This window comes from Microbacterium sp. H37-C3 (genome assembly GCF_027157935.1).
Lineage (GTDB): Bacteria > Actinomycetota > Actinomycetes > Actinomycetales > Microbacteriaceae > Microbacterium > Microbacterium plantarum.
In genome coordinates this window covers 481317-497859 of the sequence record NZ_JAPVLR010000001.1, presented here as the reverse complement: position 1 = coordinate 497859, position 16543 = coordinate 481317, and the positions used below count along the sequence as shown (strand labels likewise).

General features: G+C 69.0%; 19 protein-coding genes. 17 read left to right on the top strand and 2 right to left on the bottom strand.

What is annotated here, in order from left to right:
* The first annotated feature begins 58 nt into the window (after positions 1-58).
* The 6 genes from O1W71_RS02465 to O1W71_RS02440 all read left to right on the top strand — a co-directional run bounded on the left by O1W71_RS02465 (position 59) and on the right by O1W71_RS02440 (position 5174).
* Positions 59-382, top strand: a complete 324-nt coding sequence (locus O1W71_RS02465) for a DUF2469 family protein (RefSeq protein WP_023950963.1) — start codon at positions 59-61, stop codon at positions 380-382.
* 90 nt (positions 383-472) lie between these two features.
* Positions 473-835, top strand: a complete 363-nt coding sequence (locus O1W71_RS02460) for a YraN family protein (RefSeq protein ID WP_269266407.1) — start codon at positions 473-475, stop codon at positions 833-835.
* Positions 832-2379, top strand: a complete 1548-nt coding sequence (locus O1W71_RS02455) for a YifB family Mg chelatase-like AAA ATPase (RefSeq protein ID WP_269266406.1) — start codon at positions 832-834, stop codon at positions 2377-2379. Before O1W71_RS02460 ends, O1W71_RS02455 begins: the two co-directional genes overlap by 4 nt.
* Positions 2376-3557 carry a DNA-processing protein DprA gene (gene dprA, locus O1W71_RS02450; protein ID WP_269266405.1) on the top strand — a complete coding sequence of 394 codons (1182 nt, stop codon included), beginning with the start codon at positions 2376-2378 and terminating at the stop codon, positions 3555-3557. Before O1W71_RS02455 ends, dprA begins: the two co-directional genes overlap by 4 nt.
* A gap of 58 nt (positions 3558-3615) precedes the next feature.
* The gene (locus tag O1W71_RS02445) at positions 3616-4527 is read left to right on the top strand and encodes a tyrosine recombinase (RefSeq protein ID WP_269266404.1); all 912 of its coding nucleotides are present in this window, start codon (positions 3616-3618) and stop codon (positions 4525-4527) included.
* A gap of 68 nt (positions 4528-4595) precedes the next feature.
* Complete coding sequence (locus O1W71_RS02440; RefSeq protein WP_269266403.1) at positions 4596-5174, top strand: hypothetical protein; 579 nt, start codon at positions 4596-4598, stop codon at positions 5172-5174.
* 3 nt (positions 5175-5177) lie between these two features.
* On the opposite strand, the gene O1W71_RS02435 is transcribed toward O1W71_RS02440, so the two are convergent.
* The gene (locus O1W71_RS02435; protein WP_269266402.1) at positions 5178-5681 is read right to left on the bottom strand and encodes a murein hydrolase activator EnvC family protein; all 504 of its coding nucleotides are present in this window, start codon (positions 5679-5681) and stop codon (positions 5178-5180) included.
* 277 nt (positions 5682-5958) lie between these two features.
* Here O1W71_RS02435 and rpsB point away from each other — a divergent pair, with 277 nt between their 5' ends.
* The 9 genes from rpsB to O1W71_RS02390 all read left to right on the top strand — a co-directional run bounded on the left by rpsB (position 5959) and on the right by O1W71_RS02390 (position 12542).
* A complete protein-coding gene (gene rpsB / locus O1W71_RS02430) occupies positions 5959-6855 on the top strand; it encodes a 30S ribosomal protein S2 (RefSeq protein WP_269266401.1) in 897 nt (298 codons plus the stop codon).
* A gap of 105 nt (positions 6856-6960) precedes the next feature.
* On the top strand, positions 6961-7788 hold the full coding sequence (gene tsf / locus O1W71_RS02425) for a translation elongation factor Ts (RefSeq protein WP_023950948.1): 828 nt from the start codon (positions 6961-6963) through the stop codon (positions 7786-7788).
* A gap of 87 nt (positions 7789-7875) precedes the next feature.
* A complete protein-coding gene (gene pyrH, locus O1W71_RS02420) occupies positions 7876-8595 on the top strand; it encodes a UMP kinase (protein ID WP_114589348.1) in 720 nt (239 codons plus the stop codon).
* A gap of 54 nt (positions 8596-8649) precedes the next feature.
* On the top strand, positions 8650-9204 hold the full coding sequence (frr, locus tag O1W71_RS02415; RefSeq protein ID WP_112614568.1) for a ribosome recycling factor: 555 nt from the start codon (positions 8650-8652) through the stop codon (positions 9202-9204).
* A 95-nt stretch (positions 9205-9299) separates the two neighbouring features.
* Positions 9300-10220, top strand: coding sequence for a phosphatidate cytidylyltransferase (locus O1W71_RS02410; protein WP_240309839.1), 921 nt, complete (start codon positions 9300-9302; stop codon positions 10218-10220).
* A complete protein-coding gene (locus tag O1W71_RS02405) occupies positions 10217-10786 on the top strand; it encodes a DivIVA domain-containing protein (RefSeq protein ID WP_269266400.1) in 570 nt (189 codons plus the stop codon). The genes O1W71_RS02410 and O1W71_RS02405 overlap by 4 nt, the downstream gene beginning before the upstream one ends.
* A gap of 141 nt (positions 10787-10927) precedes the next feature.
* The gene (locus tag O1W71_RS02400; RefSeq protein WP_240309840.1) at positions 10928-11512 is read left to right on the top strand and encodes a transglycosylase SLT domain-containing protein; all 585 of its coding nucleotides are present in this window, start codon (positions 10928-10930) and stop codon (positions 11510-11512) included.
* A gap of 11 nt (positions 11513-11523) precedes the next feature.
* Positions 11524-11805 (top strand): hypothetical protein, encoded by a 282-nt coding sequence (locus O1W71_RS02395; protein WP_114589594.1) that lies wholly within the window; start codon positions 11524-11526, stop codon positions 11803-11805.
* Positions 11802-12542 (top strand): alpha/beta hydrolase, encoded by a 741-nt coding sequence (locus tag O1W71_RS02390; protein WP_114589350.1) that lies wholly within the window; start codon positions 11802-11804, stop codon positions 12540-12542. The genes O1W71_RS02395 and O1W71_RS02390 overlap by 4 nt, the downstream gene beginning before the upstream one ends.
* A 3-nt stretch (positions 12543-12545) precedes the next feature.
* Here the strand turns inward: O1W71_RS02390 and O1W71_RS02385 are convergent, their stop codons facing one another.
* Positions 12546-13616 carry an AI-2E family transporter gene (locus tag O1W71_RS02385; protein ID WP_114589351.1) on the bottom strand — a complete coding sequence of 357 codons (1071 nt, stop codon included), beginning with the start codon at positions 13614-13616 and terminating at the stop codon, positions 12546-12548.
* A gap of 155 nt (positions 13617-13771) precedes the next feature.
* Between O1W71_RS02385 and O1W71_RS02380 the strand changes: the two genes are divergently transcribed.
* On the top strand, positions 13772-15556 hold the full coding sequence (locus O1W71_RS02380) for a glycosyl transferase (RefSeq protein ID WP_269266399.1): 1785 nt from the start codon (positions 13772-13774) through the stop codon (positions 15554-15556).
* Positions 15557-16498 (top strand): tetratricopeptide repeat protein, encoded by a 942-nt coding sequence (locus O1W71_RS02375; RefSeq protein ID WP_269266398.1) that lies wholly within the window; start codon positions 15557-15559, stop codon positions 16496-16498.
* The last annotated feature ends 45 nt before the right edge of the window (positions 16499-16543 follow it).

Here is a 16543-nt window from a genome sequence, read left to right as displayed (position 1 = left end):
GTGCCCGGGGTCGCCGGGACGAGAACGTCGTGCTGCCGCCACCTAGGATGGAAGCACCATGGATGACGAAGTCTTCGAAGACTATGACCGCGAGCTGGAGTTGGCGCTCTACAAGGAGTACCGCGACGTCGTGTCGCAGTTCCAGTACGTGATCGAGACCGAGCGTCGCTTCTACCTCGCGAATGACGTCAACGTCGTTCGGCGCGACACCGAGCACGACTTCTACTTCGAGCTGACGATGAACGACGTGTGGGTCTGGGACATCTATCGCGCCGACCGTTTCGTGAAGTCCGTGCGTGTACTCACGTTCAAGGACGTCAACGTCGAGGAGCTCCAGCGCCGCGACTTCGAGCTCCCCGACGAGCTCTCGCTCGACAGCTGACGTTCCTCCCCAGGACCGTCGTCGAGCCGGTTCTGCACGGCCGCGCAGCCGTGACCCCGGGGCCGCCGGCTGGCGCGCGAGAGTGCTCATATGGCAGCGAAAGACGACCGGGGCCGCGCCGGTGAAGAGCGGGCCGCGCGGCACCTGACCCGCCTCGGGTACGACATCCTGGACCGAAACTGGCGCGATCGGCAGGGCGAGATCGACATCGTCGCCGTATCGCGCGACGAACTCGTCATCGTCGAGGTTAAGACCCGGCGGACCGCGGCGTACGGGCATCCGTTCGAGGCGGTCGACGAACGCAAGAAGGACCGGTTGTGGCGGCTCGCCTGCGCCTGGATCGCCGCGCACCCGGGGGAGGTGCGCGGTCGCCGGATTCGTCTCGACGTCATCGGCATCACCGGCGACGACGTCGATACGGCGGTGCTCGAGCACGTCGAGGACCTGCGGTGAGCCTCGGGCGTACCTGGGCGGTCTCGCTCACGGGGCTGGCGGGCGATCTCGTCGAGGTCGAGGCCGACCTGTCGAACCAGACGCCCGCGTTCCGCATCGTCGGTCTCGCCGACCGGGCCCTCGCCGAGGCGCAGCAGCGCGTGCACAACGCCTGTCAGAACAGCGGGCTGCCGCTGTCACGACGTCGTGTGACGGTCAATCTCTCACCGGCGAGCCTTCCGAAGCAGGGAGCGGGCTTCGATGTCGCCATCGCCGTCGCGGCGCTCGCGACGGAGCTCCCGATGGACCCAACGTCGCTCGCCGACACCGTCCACATCGGCGAGCTGGGCCTCGACGGGCGGCTGCGGCCGGTACCGGGAGTTCTCCCCGCAGTCATCGCCGCAGCGCGCGCGGGGAAGCGGACGGTCATCGTCCCCGAGGCCTGCCGAGCAGAAGCCGCTCTCGTCGACGGGGTCCGCGTCGTCGGATGCCGCACCCTCGCGGGCGTCGCGCGCTGGCACGGGCTCGAGATCGACAGTGATGACGAGGCGGTACCCGAGGTGCCGGTTCCCGCCGATGACGGAGAGCATGACGGCGACGGGCTGCCTGTCGACGATCTCTCGGACATCCGAGGGCAGGAGGAGGCGATCGATGCGCTCGTCGTCGCGGCGGCCGGCGGCCACCATCTGCTCATGAGCGGTCCGCCCGGTGCCGGGAAGACCATGCTTGCACGTCGCCTGCCGGGGATCCTGCCCCCGCTCGACGACGAGACCGCGCTGCAAGTCGCATCGGTTCGCTCGCTGTCGGGCACCGTCGTCGACAGCCTGAGCAGAGTCCCTCCGTTCGAGGCGCCGCATCACAGCGTGAGCGTCGCGGCGCTGGTGGGCGGTGGTAGCAGGTCGCTGCGACCGGGGGCGATCGCTCGGGCGAGCGGGGGCGTCCTGTTTCTCGACGAGGCCGGTGAGTACAGCGCCCACGCGCTGGACTCTCTTCGTCAGCCACTCGAGGCGGGGTCGATCGACATCCACCGGGCGGGATTCCGGGCAACTCTGCCGGCGAGGTTCCAGCTGGTGCTGGCCACGAACCCCTGCCCGTGCGGACAATACGGCGTCCGTGGCGGCAATTGCTCGTGCCCATCCCTCGCGATCCGCCGCTATCTCGGCCGACTCTCGGGCCCGCTGCTGGATCGCATCGACATCGAGCTCTCGCTTTCGCGGGTGTCGCTCGCCGACCTGACGGCGCGCGGTCCTGCGCAGACGACGACGGCGACCGCGCGCGAGCACGTCGCGGCCGCGCGGTCGCGTGCCGCTCTGCGACTGGCTAAGACCCCGTGGCGAACGAATGCCGCTGTCTCAGGCGCGTGGCTGCGGGATGGACCGCTCGCTCCCGAACCGCGCGTTCGTGCTCCGCTCGACGCGGCGCTCCAGCGCGGAGCGCTCACCCTGCGTGGCTACGACCGGGTTTTGCGGGTGGCATGGTCGGTCGCCGACCTCGCGGGTCGCGAGCGGCTGACCGCGGGTGACGTCGGGCGCGCGCTGTTCCTGAAGAAGGGCCTCCAGCAGTGAGCGACGACGAGGTGCGCAGCGCGTTGGCGGGGCTCGTGCCCGCGGACGGCCTCGTAGATCCCGAGAGCGGTCGCGAGCGCTGGGGGCGAGCCCGATGGTCGGTGCTGGCCGAGCCCGGAGACGGTGTCGCCGGGCTCGCGATCCAGCGGCTGGGGGCGTTCCGCGCCCTCGAGTGCGCGCTGCGAGAGGACGCACCTCCGGCGGAGCTCGACCTCGACGTGCGGGACTGGCGCCGCGCCTGTGCCCGGTGGCGTCCGCGGCAGGACGACCACTCCTACGCGATCGAGCGGGCGAAGCGGGTCGGGGTACGGCTCATCGTGCCGGGTGATCCCGCCTGGCCGGAGAGGGTCGAGGAACTCGGCATCCATGCCCCGGTCGCGCTGTGGGCCAGAGGACGGGCAGACGCTCTCGCGGCGCCAGCTGCCGCGGTTGCGCTCGTCGGGGCGCGCGCGGCGACCGCGTACGGTGTGCAGGTCGCGGGAGAGATCGCGGGAGAACTGGGCGTCGCGGGGGTGACGATTGTGTCCGGGGCCGCTGTCGGGATCGACGCTGCGGCGCATCGAGCCTGCCTCGCGGTCGGCGGCAGCACGATCGCCGTGCTCGCGGGCGGCGTTGATAAGGCGTACCCGTCGGGCCATGCCGGCCTGCTGACGGAGGTGTCGCGCCGTGGTGTGGTCGTGAGCGAGGTGCCGTGCGGCACGGCGCCGACAAAGTGGCGTTTTCTGCAGCGCAATCGGGTCATCGCCGCGCTCTCCGATGCCACCGTGGTGGTCGAGGCGGGGTGGCGGTCGGGTTCGTTGAACACCGCGGGGCACGCAGCGGCGCTCGGGCGGGCGCTCGGTGCGGTACCGGGGCCGGTCACCTCTGCGGCGTCGGCGGGATGCCACCGCATTCTCCGCGAGTACGACGGTCGGTGCGTCACGAGCGCAAAAGACGTGCGCGAGTTGCTCGGATGGACGGACGAGCCCGGGCCTGCCGCGGTTATCGACGGCAACGGTCGCACCGACGATGCCACGAGGGTGCTCGACGCGCTGAGCACACGAGCGCCCCGGGATGTCGCAGAGATCGCTCGGCGCTCCGGCGTGGCCGGCGAGGAAGTGAGCGCCTGGCTGGGGCTCCTGGAGCTCGATGGTCGAGTCGTGTCCGACGAACGCGGGTGGCGTCGAGCGGGCAGTTGACGGCTGGCGTCCCGCGAGCCTGGCCCGGCGGCACCGGCGGATCGGTCATGCTGGCTGCATGCTGATCTCGGAGGCGGCGGAGGCGTACGCCGACCATCTGCTGCGCGTCCGGAGGCTTTCGGAGAACACCGTCCGCGCCTACCGCAATGACCTCGCCGATCTGGCTGAGGCGTCGGGCGACATCGAGCTCGCGGAGGTGGACATCGAGGTGCTCCGCGACTGGGTCTGGCGCGCGAGTGAACGGGGCGACGCGCGCTCCACCCTCGCCCGCCGTACCGCGACCGCCCGGGGCTTTTTCGCGTGGGCGGCCGAGCGCGGCGCGATCGCCAGCGACCCCGCCCTCCGCCTGGCGTCACCGAAGCGGGCGCGGACCCTGCCCAAAGTCGCGACCGCTCAGACGATGGCATCCGTCCTCGACGATCTGCGGGCGCGGGCGGCCGACGGGGATCCGGTTCTCCTCCGCGACCACGCGATCCTCGAAACGCTGTACGCGACCGGCATCCGCGTGTCCGAACTATGCGGACTGGACCTCGACGACATCGACAGCGAACGCCGCACGGCACGTGTCACGGGCAAGGGCGATAAGGACCGGGTCGTTCCCGTAGGCGGTCCGGCATTCGACGCCCTGCAGGCTTACCTGGTTCGCGGGCGTCCGGTGCTCGCGGCACGCGCCGCAGGCCGAGCAGAAGCCGCGCGTGCAGTGTTCCTCGGGTCGCGCGGTGGTCGGCTGACGGCGCGTGCCGTGTACGCGACGGTCTCGGAGAAACTCGGCCCCGCGCTGGGTGTCGAGACCGTCGGGCCGCACACCCTGCGGCATTCCGCCGCGACCCATCTGCTGGATGGCGGTGCCGACCTGCGGGCCGTTCAGGAGATCCTCGGGCACGCGAGCCTCGGCACGACGCAGATCTACACGCACGTGTCGGGGGAACGGCTCGCCGCCGTCTATCGACAAGCGCATCCGCGCGCATGATGGTGCGCTGGCCCTCCGCCGTCGTAGCGTTGGGAGAGCACACGGAGGAGCACGAAGAGGGGGCACGCATGAGAAGAGCTGCTGCAGCGATCGGCGCGACTGTGCTCGTCGGGATGCTCGCTTCGTGCGCGCCGGTGGCGTCGAACGAGCCCGACCGGATCGTCCGGCCTACGGCGCCGCAGGCCTCGGCGTCTCCCTCGGCCTCGCCCGCCGCGACGCCGGAAGCATCATCCGACGCGACGGTTCCTGCGATGCCGGGGCCGAACGACCCCGCGTGCATCGACGGCGTCGTCGCGATCCGCGGAACCGACCTCGACCTCGCCTTCGCCGGCGAGTGCGACGTGGTCCGCATCGAGGGTGCTTCGCTCGACGTCGACCTCGAGCGAGCGCGCGTCGGAAACGTCCTCGCGAGTGGTGATCGCATCGAGATCGACCTCGGCTCGGTCGACTCGCTCGAGATCACGGGGCAATCCGCCGATGTGGATGCCGCCAGGGTCGGCGCCCTCACCATCGCGGGAGACCGCAACTCCGTCGACGCCGACGAGGTCGGCACCGTAGCGGTATCGGGCAACGACAACCACGTCGACGCGGATCGCCTGGGAGCGGTCACCCAGAGCGGTGACCGCAACATGATCGGGAACGACTGACCCTCAGCAGCACGGCAACAGGATCGGCCTGGTGAGGCCGCCCATCATCAGGAGCGGGTTGATGTACTCACCGTTACGCCGGACTCCGAAGTGGATCGTGCCGTCGCCCGTATGGCCGCCGGACGCCACGGTTCCCACCAGCTCCCCTTGAACGACCGCCGTCCCGGTCTGCAGGGCCGTGTCGACCGGCTCGAGACTGGTCACCACCCCGTCGCCGTGGTCGATCGTCACGACGGGGCGGCCGGCGACGGGCCCCGCGAACGCGATGACACCGTTCGCCGGCGCGACGACCTCGACCGCGCCCCCGCTGGCGAGGTCGACCCCTCGATGCCCGGGAGCGTACTCATGTGCCGGAGCTTCGAAGCCTCGCGCGACCGCGGCTCCGCGCAGCGGCATGGTCCAGCCGGGTGAGGGACGCGGCTCACCACCTGGCGCGACGGCGTCGGGAAGAAACGTGCTCACGATGAGGAGCGCTGCTGCGAGCAGGGCGGCCGGGGAACGGGTCACGAGTCGAGTCTCGAGTCCCGTTCGTCCGCCGCAGCGACGTCGGCCGCGACACGTGGGCAAACCGTTCGCACGCAGCGTCGGGGAGGAGCGGCTCACTGCTACACTGATCACCGCGCCTCGCTCGTCGAGGTGACTACGCGTGCCCTGAGCGATCGGTTCCCGATCGTGGCGCATCTTCCCCAGGTCTCCCGCTCCGGCGGCGAGCGGAAGTGTGTCGGGCGCCAGGAGTACCGGGCCGTCGGCCCGGCGAATCAACCGAAACAGAAGGAGAACGGCCATGGCCGTCGTCACCATTCGCCAGCTGCTCGACAGCGGCGTCCACTTCGGGCACCAGACCCGCCGCTGGAACCCGAAAGTCAAGCGCTTCATCCTCACCGAGCGCTCGGGCATCCACATCATCGACCTGCAGCAGTCGCTGTCGTACATCGACCGCGCCTACGAGTACGTCAAGGAGACGGTCGCCCACGGTGGCACCATCCTCTTCGTCGGCACCAAGAAGCAGGCGCAGGAGGTCATCGCCGAGCAGGCGACCCGCGTGGGTCAGCCCTACGTGAACCAGCGCTGGCTCGGTGGTCTGCTGACCAACTTCCAGACGGTCTCGAAGCGCCTCGCCCGCATGAAGGAGCTCGAGGAGCTCGACTTCGAGAACCCCGCAGCCAGCGGCTTCACGAAGAAGGAGCTGCTGCTCAAGAAGCGCGAGCTCGACAAGCTGCACAAGTCGCTCGGCGGTATCCGCAACCTGCAGAAGACCCCGTCGGCCATCTGGGTCGTCGACGCCAAGCGCGAGCACCTCGCGATCGATGAGGCCAAGAAGCTCGGCATCCCCGTGATCGGCATCCTCGACACGAACGCCGACCCCGACGAGTTCCAGTACCCCATCCCCGGCAACGACGACGCGATCCGTTCGGTGAGCCTGCTCACGCGCATCGTCGCCGACGCTGCTGCGGAGGGCCTCATCCAGCGCCACCAGCCGTCCGACGAGTCGGCCGAGGCCGAGCCCCTCGCCGACTGGGAGCGCGAGCTGCTCGAGAGCGCTCCTGCAGAGACCGCTACCGCCGAGAACGCCCCGGTCGAGGGCGCTGACGCTGAGGTCGCCGCGACGGAGACGCCCGCCGACGAGGCCGGTGCTGAGGCGCAGGCCGAGGCCGTCGCCGCCGAGGCCACCGAGAAGTAATCAGCGCGTCTTCCTGACCCGCTACGATCGGCGCGGCCGCGGCTGAGCCCGGCCGCGCCGATCGGCATCCACGAGATTTCATACAGACAGAAGGAGCCGCCACTCATGGCAAACTTCACCATCGCCGACATCAAGGCTCTGCGCGAGCAGCTCGGCACCGGAATGGTCGACACCAAGAAGGCCCTCGAAGAGGCCGACGGCGACGTCGAGAAGGCCGTCGAGATCCTCCGCCTCAAGGGTGCGAAGGGCAACGCGAAGCGTGCCGACCGCTCCACGAGCGAGGGCCTCGTCGTCGCGCGTGAGCAGGACGGGAAGGTCACCCTCGTCGAGCTCGCATGCGAGACCGACTTCGTCGCGAAGAACGACCGTTTCATCGCTCTGGCCGACAAGGTCGCAGACGCGGCCGCCGCGGCATCCGCCGACTCGGTCGAGGCTGCCCTCGCCGCAGACGCGTCGGGCCAGACGATCGAGCAGCTCATCAACGATGAGGCCGCCATCATCGGCGAGAAGGTCGAGCTGCGTCGCGTGCGCACGCTGACCGGCGACGCGTTCGAGATCTACCTGCACAAGACGAGCAAGGACCTGCCCCCGCAGATCGGCGTCGTCGTGGCGTACTCGGGCTCGGACGCGGAGACCGCCCGCTCGATCGCGCAGCACATCTCGTTCGCGAACCCCAGCTACCTGTCGCGCGAGGACGTTCCCGAGGCCGACGTCGAGAAGGAGCGCGAGATCGTCACCGAGATCTCCCGCAACGAGGGCAAGCCCGAGGCCGCCCTTCCCAAGATCGTCGAGGGCCGCGTGGGTGCGTTCTTCAAGCAGGTCGCTCTCCTCGACCAGGACTACGCGAAGGACAACAAGCTGTCCGTCGCGCAGGTCGCGAAGGACGCCGGCATCACCATCACCGACTTCGCTCGGTTCAAGGTCGGCGCGTAACAGCCCGAAAGGCCCGCATCTTCGGATGCGGGCCTTTTCCATGCCCATCCGGGCGATACTCTGCAACACAGCGATGAGAGGGACACGATGAACGATGAGAAGACCGGGCGCCGTCGCGTCCTGCTGAAGCTGTCGGGCGAGGCATTCGGTGGCGGCCAGCTGGGCGTGAACCCGGATGTCGTCGGGCAGATCGCCCGCGAGATCGCTGAGGCCGCCGACCGGGTGGAGGTCGCCATCGTCGTCGGCGGCGGGAACTTCTTCCGAGGCGCAGAGCTGAGCCAGCGCGGGATGGACCGCGGTCGCGCCGACTACATGGGCATGCTCGGCACCGTGATGAACGCCCTCGCATTGCAGGACTTCCTCGAGCAGGCCGGCGCCGCAACGCGCGTGCAGTCGGCCATCTCGATGACGCAGGTCGCTGAGCCGTACATTCCCCGTCGCGCGGAGCGCCACATGGAGAAGGGTCGCGTCGTCATCTTCGGCGCCGGCGCCGGTCTGCCCTACTTCTCCACCGACACGGTGGCGGCGCAGCGCGCCCTCGAGATCAAGGCCGATGAGGTCCTGGTGGCCAAGAACGGTGTCGACGCGGTCTACACGGCCGACCCGAAGAAGGACCCCACGGCGGAGAGGATCGAGCAGATCACCTACGGCGAGGCGCTGCAACAGGGGCTCAAGGTCGTGGACTCCACCGCATTCAGCCTGTGCATGGACAATGGCATCGACATGCGCGTCTTCGGCATGGAGCCGGCGGGGAACGTCACGCGCGCACTGCTGGGCGAGCGCATCGGCACGCTCGTCACCGTCTGAGCCCCGCCCGCCTGCAGACTAGACTTGACCGGACGTACCGACGAATGGAGTGACGTGATCCCCGAGATCCTCGCTGACACGAAAGCCCGCATGGAACGCGCCGTCGAGGCGGCCAAGGAGGACTTCTCCACCGTGCGCACGGGGCGCGCCAACACGGCGCTGTTCCAGAAGATCCTCGTCGACTACTACGGGTCGCCGACTCCGCTCGCGCAGCTCGCGTCGCTCAACAACCCCGAGGCCCGCACGATCATCGTCACGCCGTACGACAAGTCGGCGCTCAAGGCGATCGAGCAGGCGATCCGCGACACCCCCAACCTCGGCGTGAACCCGACGAACGACGGCAACATCGTGCGCGTCACCATGCCCGAGCTCACGGAGGAGCGCCGCAAGGAGTACGTCAAGCTCGTCCGTTCGAAGGGCGAGGACCACAAGGTCCACCTGCGCGGCATCCGGCGGAAGTCCAAGGACGAGCTCGATGGTCTCAAGAGCGAGGTCGGCGAGGACGAGCTGGTGCGTGCGGAGAAGGAACTCGACGGTCTGACGCGTGCACACGTCGACCTCATCGACGACGCGCTCAAGCGCAAAGAGGCCGAACTTCTCGAGGTCTGAGACCGATGAGCGCACCCGGCGACGACGCCCCGTCTCGATCCGAGCGGGAGCGGTCCCGTTCGCGCGAGCACGGTGATTCGGCGTTTCAGAATCAGGTGCGTGCCGCGCGAACGGAGTTCGAACAGCACATCGGCCGAGCTCGGGCCGACTTCGAGCAGGCGAACGAGCGCATCAACGCGCGGACCGGACGCAATCTTTTCGTCGCGATCCTGATCGGGGTCGCCATCGGCGTCGTCGTGATCGGGTCGCTCATCTTCGTGAAATGGGTGTTCGTCCTCTTCGCGATCCCCGTCGCGCTGCTCGGCGTCTTCGAGTTCGTCCGAGCCCTGCAGGCCGCGGGACGACGCGTGGACGTCGCTCCACAGCTGGTCGCCGGCGCCGCGGTGCTGGCGGCGGGCTTCCTCCTCGATGCCGGCACGCACTGGGTCGTTGTCTTCGCCGCCGTCGTCACGGTGATCGTCTGGCGGTTGATGGCGCAGATGGTGAGCGGCGAGAGCCGTCGCTACGGCCAGGTGCTCAGCGACGTGCTCATCAGCGGGTTCGTTCAGCTCTACGTCCCGTTCCTCGGAAGCCTGCTGCTCATCCTCCTGCGCGAGGACGGCGGAGAGTTCTGGGTCCTCGCGATGATCGCCGTCGTGGTGGGCGCGGACACCGGCGCCTATGCCGCGGGGCTCGCCTTCGGCAAGCATCCAATGGCCCCGCGAATCAGCCCGAAGAAGACCTGGGAGGGTTTCGCAGGCGCGGGCGTGGTCGCGATGCTCGTCGCTGTCGGGTTCGCCTGGCTGCTTCTCGGACTCCCGGCGTGGACCGGCGTCATCATCGGTATCGTCATCCTCGGTTCCGCCACGGTCGGCGATCTGGCTGAGTCGATGATCAAGCGTGATCTCGGCATCAAAGACATGAGCTCGTGGCTGCCGGGCCACGGGGGAGTGCTCGACCGACTCGACTCGATCCTGCCGTCCACCGTCGTCGCGCTCGTCCTCTTCCACGCTCTGTCCCCTCTGGTGATGTCATGACCTCGACCGATACCTCCCTGTCCGCGAGCCCGTTCCCCGAGGTGCCGGGACGAGCCAAGGGATACGACCAAGCCGCTGTGGATGCCTTCCTGCGGCGCGCTCGCGAAGCGTTCGAGGCGTCCGAGGAGGACGACCTCGACTCCGCCGCGATTCGCGCGACCGCCTTCCCGCTCGTGCGCGGCGGGTATTCCGTCGCCCCCGTCGACGCCGCGATCGGACGGATCGAGGACGCATTCGCGGCGCGCGAGCGGGAACGTGCCCTGTCACGTGCGGGCGCACGCGCCTGGGTCGGCCGCTCACGCAATCTCGCCCAGGAGATCCTCGACCGGCTGTCACGTCCCGAGCGGCGGAGGTTCGATCGCGTGGGTGTGCTGTCGTACGGCTATCGCATGGACGAGGTCGATCTCGTGGCCGACCGCATCGCCCGCTACCTCGAATCGGGTGAACCGCTGACCGTCGAGCAGGTGCGATCGGTCGCGTTCCGCATGCAGCGCGGAGGCTACCGCGAAGCGCAGGTCGATGCCGTTCTCGACGGCGTGGTGTCGGTGATTCTCGCCATTGGGTGAGTCTGATGGAGAGAAGCTGCACGCCTCGCTAAACTCGAGGGCATTGTGACTTCCCGCTCGACTGTCTCCCGGCGCACGTCGCGCGTCCCGGCTCGTCGCCGGAGCACGCCGGTCTCCGCGCGCTGGTCGCGACGTCGCGGTGTGTCCTCCGTCTTCGCCGCGGTCGCTGCGCTCGGTATGGCGGGCGGCGCTCTGGCACCGCTCGGCACCGCACTCGCGGTCGCCCAGGAGAAGCCCGTCGAAGTCGTCTCGCTGTGGGCCGAGTCGCGCGGCGACGCGCAGGCGCTGTCCGGTGACGGAACGGCGACGACGCCCGCTCAGCTCGATCGCAGCGGCTTCACCGTGTACGTCGCTCCCAAGCCGACGCCGACCCCCACCCCGACCCCCACCCCGGTGGAAGGCGAGAGCACCGGGACGTCGCGCGCAGCGCCGGTCCTGTACTCCGGCGGGGGATCTTCCGCCGACTGGCTGAGCGCCGCCGGCATCCCGGAGAGCGACTGGGGCTACGTCGACTACATCGTGTCGCGCGAGAGCAGCTGGAACCCGAACGCGACGAACGCTTCGTCGGGGGCCTGCGGTCTCGTTCAGGCCTATCCCTGCAGCAAGGTGCCGGGCAGTGGGTACGACCCCGTCGACAACCTCACGTGGGCGAACGGCTACGCCGTCGGACGTTACGGCAGCTGGAGCGAGGCGTATGCCTTCTGGTCCAGCAACCACTGGTGGTGACTGCGCCCGTCATGCCCCGTTCCAACAGGCGACGGCCGGAACCGCGCGACGACTCGCTCGAGCGGCTGCTGAGCGGCTGGAAGCGCTCCGAGACGCGACGTGGCGTCGAATGGACCGTGCAGCCGGTGTCAGCGGCGCAAGCGCAGAAGACCTATACGTGTCCGGGCTGCGGGCGTGACATCGCGCCCGCCACGGCGCATGTGGTCGCGTGGCGGGCGGACGGTGTTCTGGGCGACGCCGCGGACCTCGCCGCGCGTCGTCATTGGCATTCGGCATGTTGGAGGATCGCATGAGCTTCGAAATCCGCGGACCCGTTCAGCTCCCCGCACGTCGTGAGGACATCGAGCTCCGCACGCTCGACGAGCTGACCCTGGTCGGCGAGCTCGCGCTGCCACAGGATCGCGAACCGGTAGCGACGCTCGTCACCCTGCATCCGCTTCCGACGGCGGGCGGATTCATGGACTCGCACATCCTGCGCAAGGCGGCCGGGCGCCTCCCCGCCCTCGCCGACCTCGCCGTGCTGCGTTTCAACACCCGAGGAACGACGTCGCCTCGGGGGACCAGCGAGGGGACGTTCGAGGGCGGCGTCGGCGAGGTGTTCGACGTCGCGGCGGCGATGGCGTTCGTGCGCGATCGGGGCCTGCCGCGTCCTTGGCTGGTCGGTTGGTCCTTCGGGACCGAGCTCGCCCTCAAATACGGGCGCGACCACGATATCGAGGGCGTCGTTCTCCTCTCGCCGCCGTTGCACCGGGCCACAGCCGACGAGGTCGCTGCCTGGGCAGGCGACGATCGGCGAGTCGTCATCGTGGTGCCCGAGTTCGACGACTACCTCCGCCCGGACGAGGCGCGTCAGCGCTTCGCCTCGATCCCGCATGCGACGCTCATCGCCGTGGAAGGCGGCAAGCACCTATGGGTGGGGGAGAACCAGACTCGTCGGGTGCTCACCGAGATCGTCGCGGCCGTCAACCCCGACGCGCTGCCGCTCGCCGAAGAGTGGGACGACGATCAGGCCGCGGACGACGCCTCCTGAGCGTCAGCGCTCGTTCTGCCGCGGGATCACGACCTGGCGGTAGATGATCAGGATGCTGGCTGCCACCGGGATCGCCACGAGCGCTCCGAGGAGCTGCCCCAGCGCGGCTCCGGCGAGGGCTGCGATGACCACCACCGCGCCGGGGATCGATACGGCACGGTTCATGATGCGCGGCGAGATGAGGTAGGCCTCGACCTGCATGTATACGAGGTACCAGATCGCCGCCCACAGTGCCGTCTGGGGTTCTGCGAGTCCGGGTATCAGGCAGGTGAGCACGATGATCGCCGACCCGGTGAGGGTTCCCACCAGGGGGATGAGCGAGAAGAAGAAGGCGATGACCGCGAGTACCGCGGGGAAGGGGGCTCCGATCACGCTCAGGAAGATGGCACTGAGCACACCGTTGATGACGCCCAGGGACACCTGGCCCATGACGTAGAAGCCGACGGATGCCGTGATCTGCTCGGCCAGGTCGATGAAGCGCGGCCGTCGCGAAGCCGGCACGAGCTGATAGACCGCAGCCTTCAGGTTCGGGGTCGACGCCGTGAAGTAGATCGTCAGGATGAGCACGATGACCGCGCCGGTGAACCCGCTGATGATGCCACCGCCGATCAGGATGATCGAGCCCGTGATCGACCCGCCGATCGCCCCGATGTCGAGCGAGTTGTACCAGTCGGAGAGGTACTGGAACAGCTCGTCGACGTTCAGCTGCGGGAAGGTGACGGTCAGCCAGTCCTTGACGGCGTTGACCGGGTCCCAGTCGCCGTTGGTGACGAGGTCCTGGATGGCGGCCACGAGCTGCGAGATCTGCGAGACGATGATCGGCACGACCATGAGGATGATGCCGGCGAAGGCCGCGAGCAGTGCTGCGAAGGTGATCAGGAGCGCTGCCCACCGTGGTAGGCGTCGCCGCTCGAGCCACGAGACCACCGGGTCGAGCCCGAGAGCGAGGAAGAGCGCGGTGCCGACATAGAGAAGGATGGTCGAGAGGGTCTGGATGCCCCCGATGATCACGATGCCGACGCCGACGCCGAGCGTGGCGATCAGCGCAGTGCGAAACGGGTTCTGGATCTTCACGAACGCCTCCGGGGTCGAATCACTTCACTTTACGAGCCGCGCGAACTTTCGTTGGGAGGCGCCCCTTTCACGACCCTTTCAGGTCGTTTTGGATACTCTGGAACGTCGATCAAGCGTTCGGTGGTCCCGTTCCGAATGTGGAGAGGTGTTTCTTCGTGCGTTTCGTGTGGGCTGTTGTCGCCTTCGTCCTGGCCACCGTCATGATCGGGGCGGGTATCGCGCAGCGCACGATCCTGCGCGGGCCCGAGACCGTCACCGAGTCGGTGACGGTGACGGGTGACGCCCCCTTCACCCTCATCGACGGCGCCGTGCTCACCTCGCGCCCCGGCGCGCAGGCATTGAGCGTTCAGGGCACCGGGACCGTCTTCGCCGCATACGGCCGCACGTCCGACGTGACCGCGTGGCTCGCGCGCACCGATTACACGCGCCTCGGCGTCGACGCCGAGGGGGCGATCACGACGTCCCAGGTCGCGGCCTCGTCCGCGCCGACGCCGGATGCCGACGGCAACATCCCGGCGATGCCGTCACCGGTCGGGTCGGATCTCTGGCTCGAAGAGTTCCAGCGCGATGACGCGCTGACCACATCCCTGCAGCTGCCGCAGGACATGAGCGTCCTGATCGCATCGGACGGCACCGCGCCCGCGCCCGCCGACATCCAGGTGACGTGGCCGATCGAGTCGAACACGCCCTGGGCCGGCCCGCTGATCGTGGCCGGTGGGATCCTCCTCGCGTTCGGAATCGTCATGTACGCGCTCGGCTGGCGCCATCTGCGTCGCTCGCGCGGTCCGCGACGGAAGGGGCTTCCGATGAGCGCCACTCAGCCCATCGATCTCGCGACGGACGCGGAAGCGAAGGGCGTCATCTCGTCCACGCCGCCGCGACGCCGCCTGACACGCGGGCGTCAGGCTCTCCTGGCACTCCCGCTGGTTTCCCTCGTGGCGCTGACGGGGTGCTCGGCGGACGCCTGGCCCCAGTTGGCCCCGAGCCCGACTCCCTCGCCGACGACGACGGTCGTCGCCGACCCCGATCAGGCGCCGCCGGCGGTGACCCAGCAGCAGGCCGAGCGCATCCTCACGCGTATCGCGGAAGACGTCTCGACCGCCGACGCGAGCGCTGACGCCGCCCTCGCCGGCACGCGGCTCGCGGGGCCGGCGCTCGCGGAGCGCGAGACCAACTACACCCTCCGCTCCAAGATCACCGATCGTGCCCCGCTGCCGCCCATCCCGGCGGAACCCCTCGAGATCCTCTTGCCGGAGACGTTCGAGAAGTGGCCGCGTACCTTCCTCGCGGTCGTCGACGGCGGCGAGGGCGCAGCTGACACGATCATGACGGTCAGTCAGCAGGATCCCTGGTCCAACTACAAGCTCGGCTACATCGCCGAGCTGGCGACCGATTCGTTCCCGGAACTCGCACCGGCGTACCTGGGTGCCGCGCAGGTGGCGCCCGACTCGCCGTTCCTCGTCCTGCCGCCGAAGGACCTCGCGGCCGCATACGCCGACCTGCTGACCAACGGCGACGCGAGTCCGTATGCGGGCTTGTTCGAAGCGGACGGTGACGCCTTCCGCGCGGGCGTCACCTCCAACCGCGAGCAGATCGTCAACGACTTCAACCAGACGGGTGCGGAGACGGGCACGGTCTCGTTCACGACCCAGGCCGGGACGCAGCCGCCGATCGCCCTCCAGACGCTCGAGAGCGGCGCTGTCGTGGCGGTGACCATCACAGAGGACCACACCTTCAAGCCGAGCAATCCGGATGCCGTGATCAACGTGCCCGATACCAACCCGGTCGCGAGCGCGCTGACAGGAGTGTCGCAGTCGTCCACCGGCTTCACCACCACGTACGCGGACCAGCTGTTCTTCTTCGTGCCCGGCGCCGGTTCATCCGAGCCGATCCAGTTCCTCGGCTACCGTTCCAATGTCCTCTCAGCAAAGGTCGTATGAATGAGTGATCCTTCCTCCAACGCCGTGCTCCGTGGCGCGCTCGATCTGTCGTCGCTGCGTAACCGCCCCACGGCTCCGGCGCCCGCGTCATCACCCGCCGGGCAGCCGTCCGAGAGCGCATCGCGCCTGATCTTCGACGTAACCGACCAGACTTTCGGCGAGGTGCTCGAGCTCTCGCGAACGGTACCGGTCGTCGTGGATCTCTGGGCGGAATGGTGCGGCCCGTGCAAGCAGCTGAGCCCCGTGCTCGAGAAGGTCGTCACCGAGCTGGCCGGTCGCGTCGTCCTCGCGAAGGTCGATGTCGACGCCAACCCGCAGCTCGCGCAAGGGTTCCGCGCGCAGTCGATCCCGATGGTGGTCGCGCTGGTGGCAGGGCAGCCCGTGCCGCTGTTCACCGGAGCAGTGCCCGAACAGCAGGTGCGCGAGGTCTTCGCGCAGCTGCTTCAACTCGCGTCTCAGCACGGTGTCACCGGCACCGTTCCCCTGGAAGGGGAGACGGACGCACCGGAAGAGGCCGCCGAGCCGCCGCTGCCCCCGTTGCATGCGGAAGCCTTCGCTGCGATCGAAGCGGGCGACTACCCGCGTGCGATCAGCGCTTACGAGCGGGCGCTCGCGGAGAACCCGCGCGACGCCGACGCTCAGGCGGGTCTCGGACAGGTCAAGCTCCTCGACCGCGTGCAGGGCGTCGACCTCGGTGAGGCCCGCGCCGCAGCCGCAGCCGCGCCGCACGATGTCAGTGCGCAGCTGCGCGTCGCCGACCTCGATGTCGCCGGTGGTCACGTCGACGACGCGTTCGGCCGACTCCTGGATCTGTTCGCCGCGCTCGACGGAGATGCTCGATCGACGGTGCGCGACCGGCTCCTCGAGCTGTTCGGCCTCGTGGGAGACGCCGACCCGCGAGTCGTCAGCGCGCGCCGGCGGCTCACCTCTCTGATGTTCTGAGGCGAACGCCGCGGGCCCGGGGTGACACCGTTGGTGACATACCCC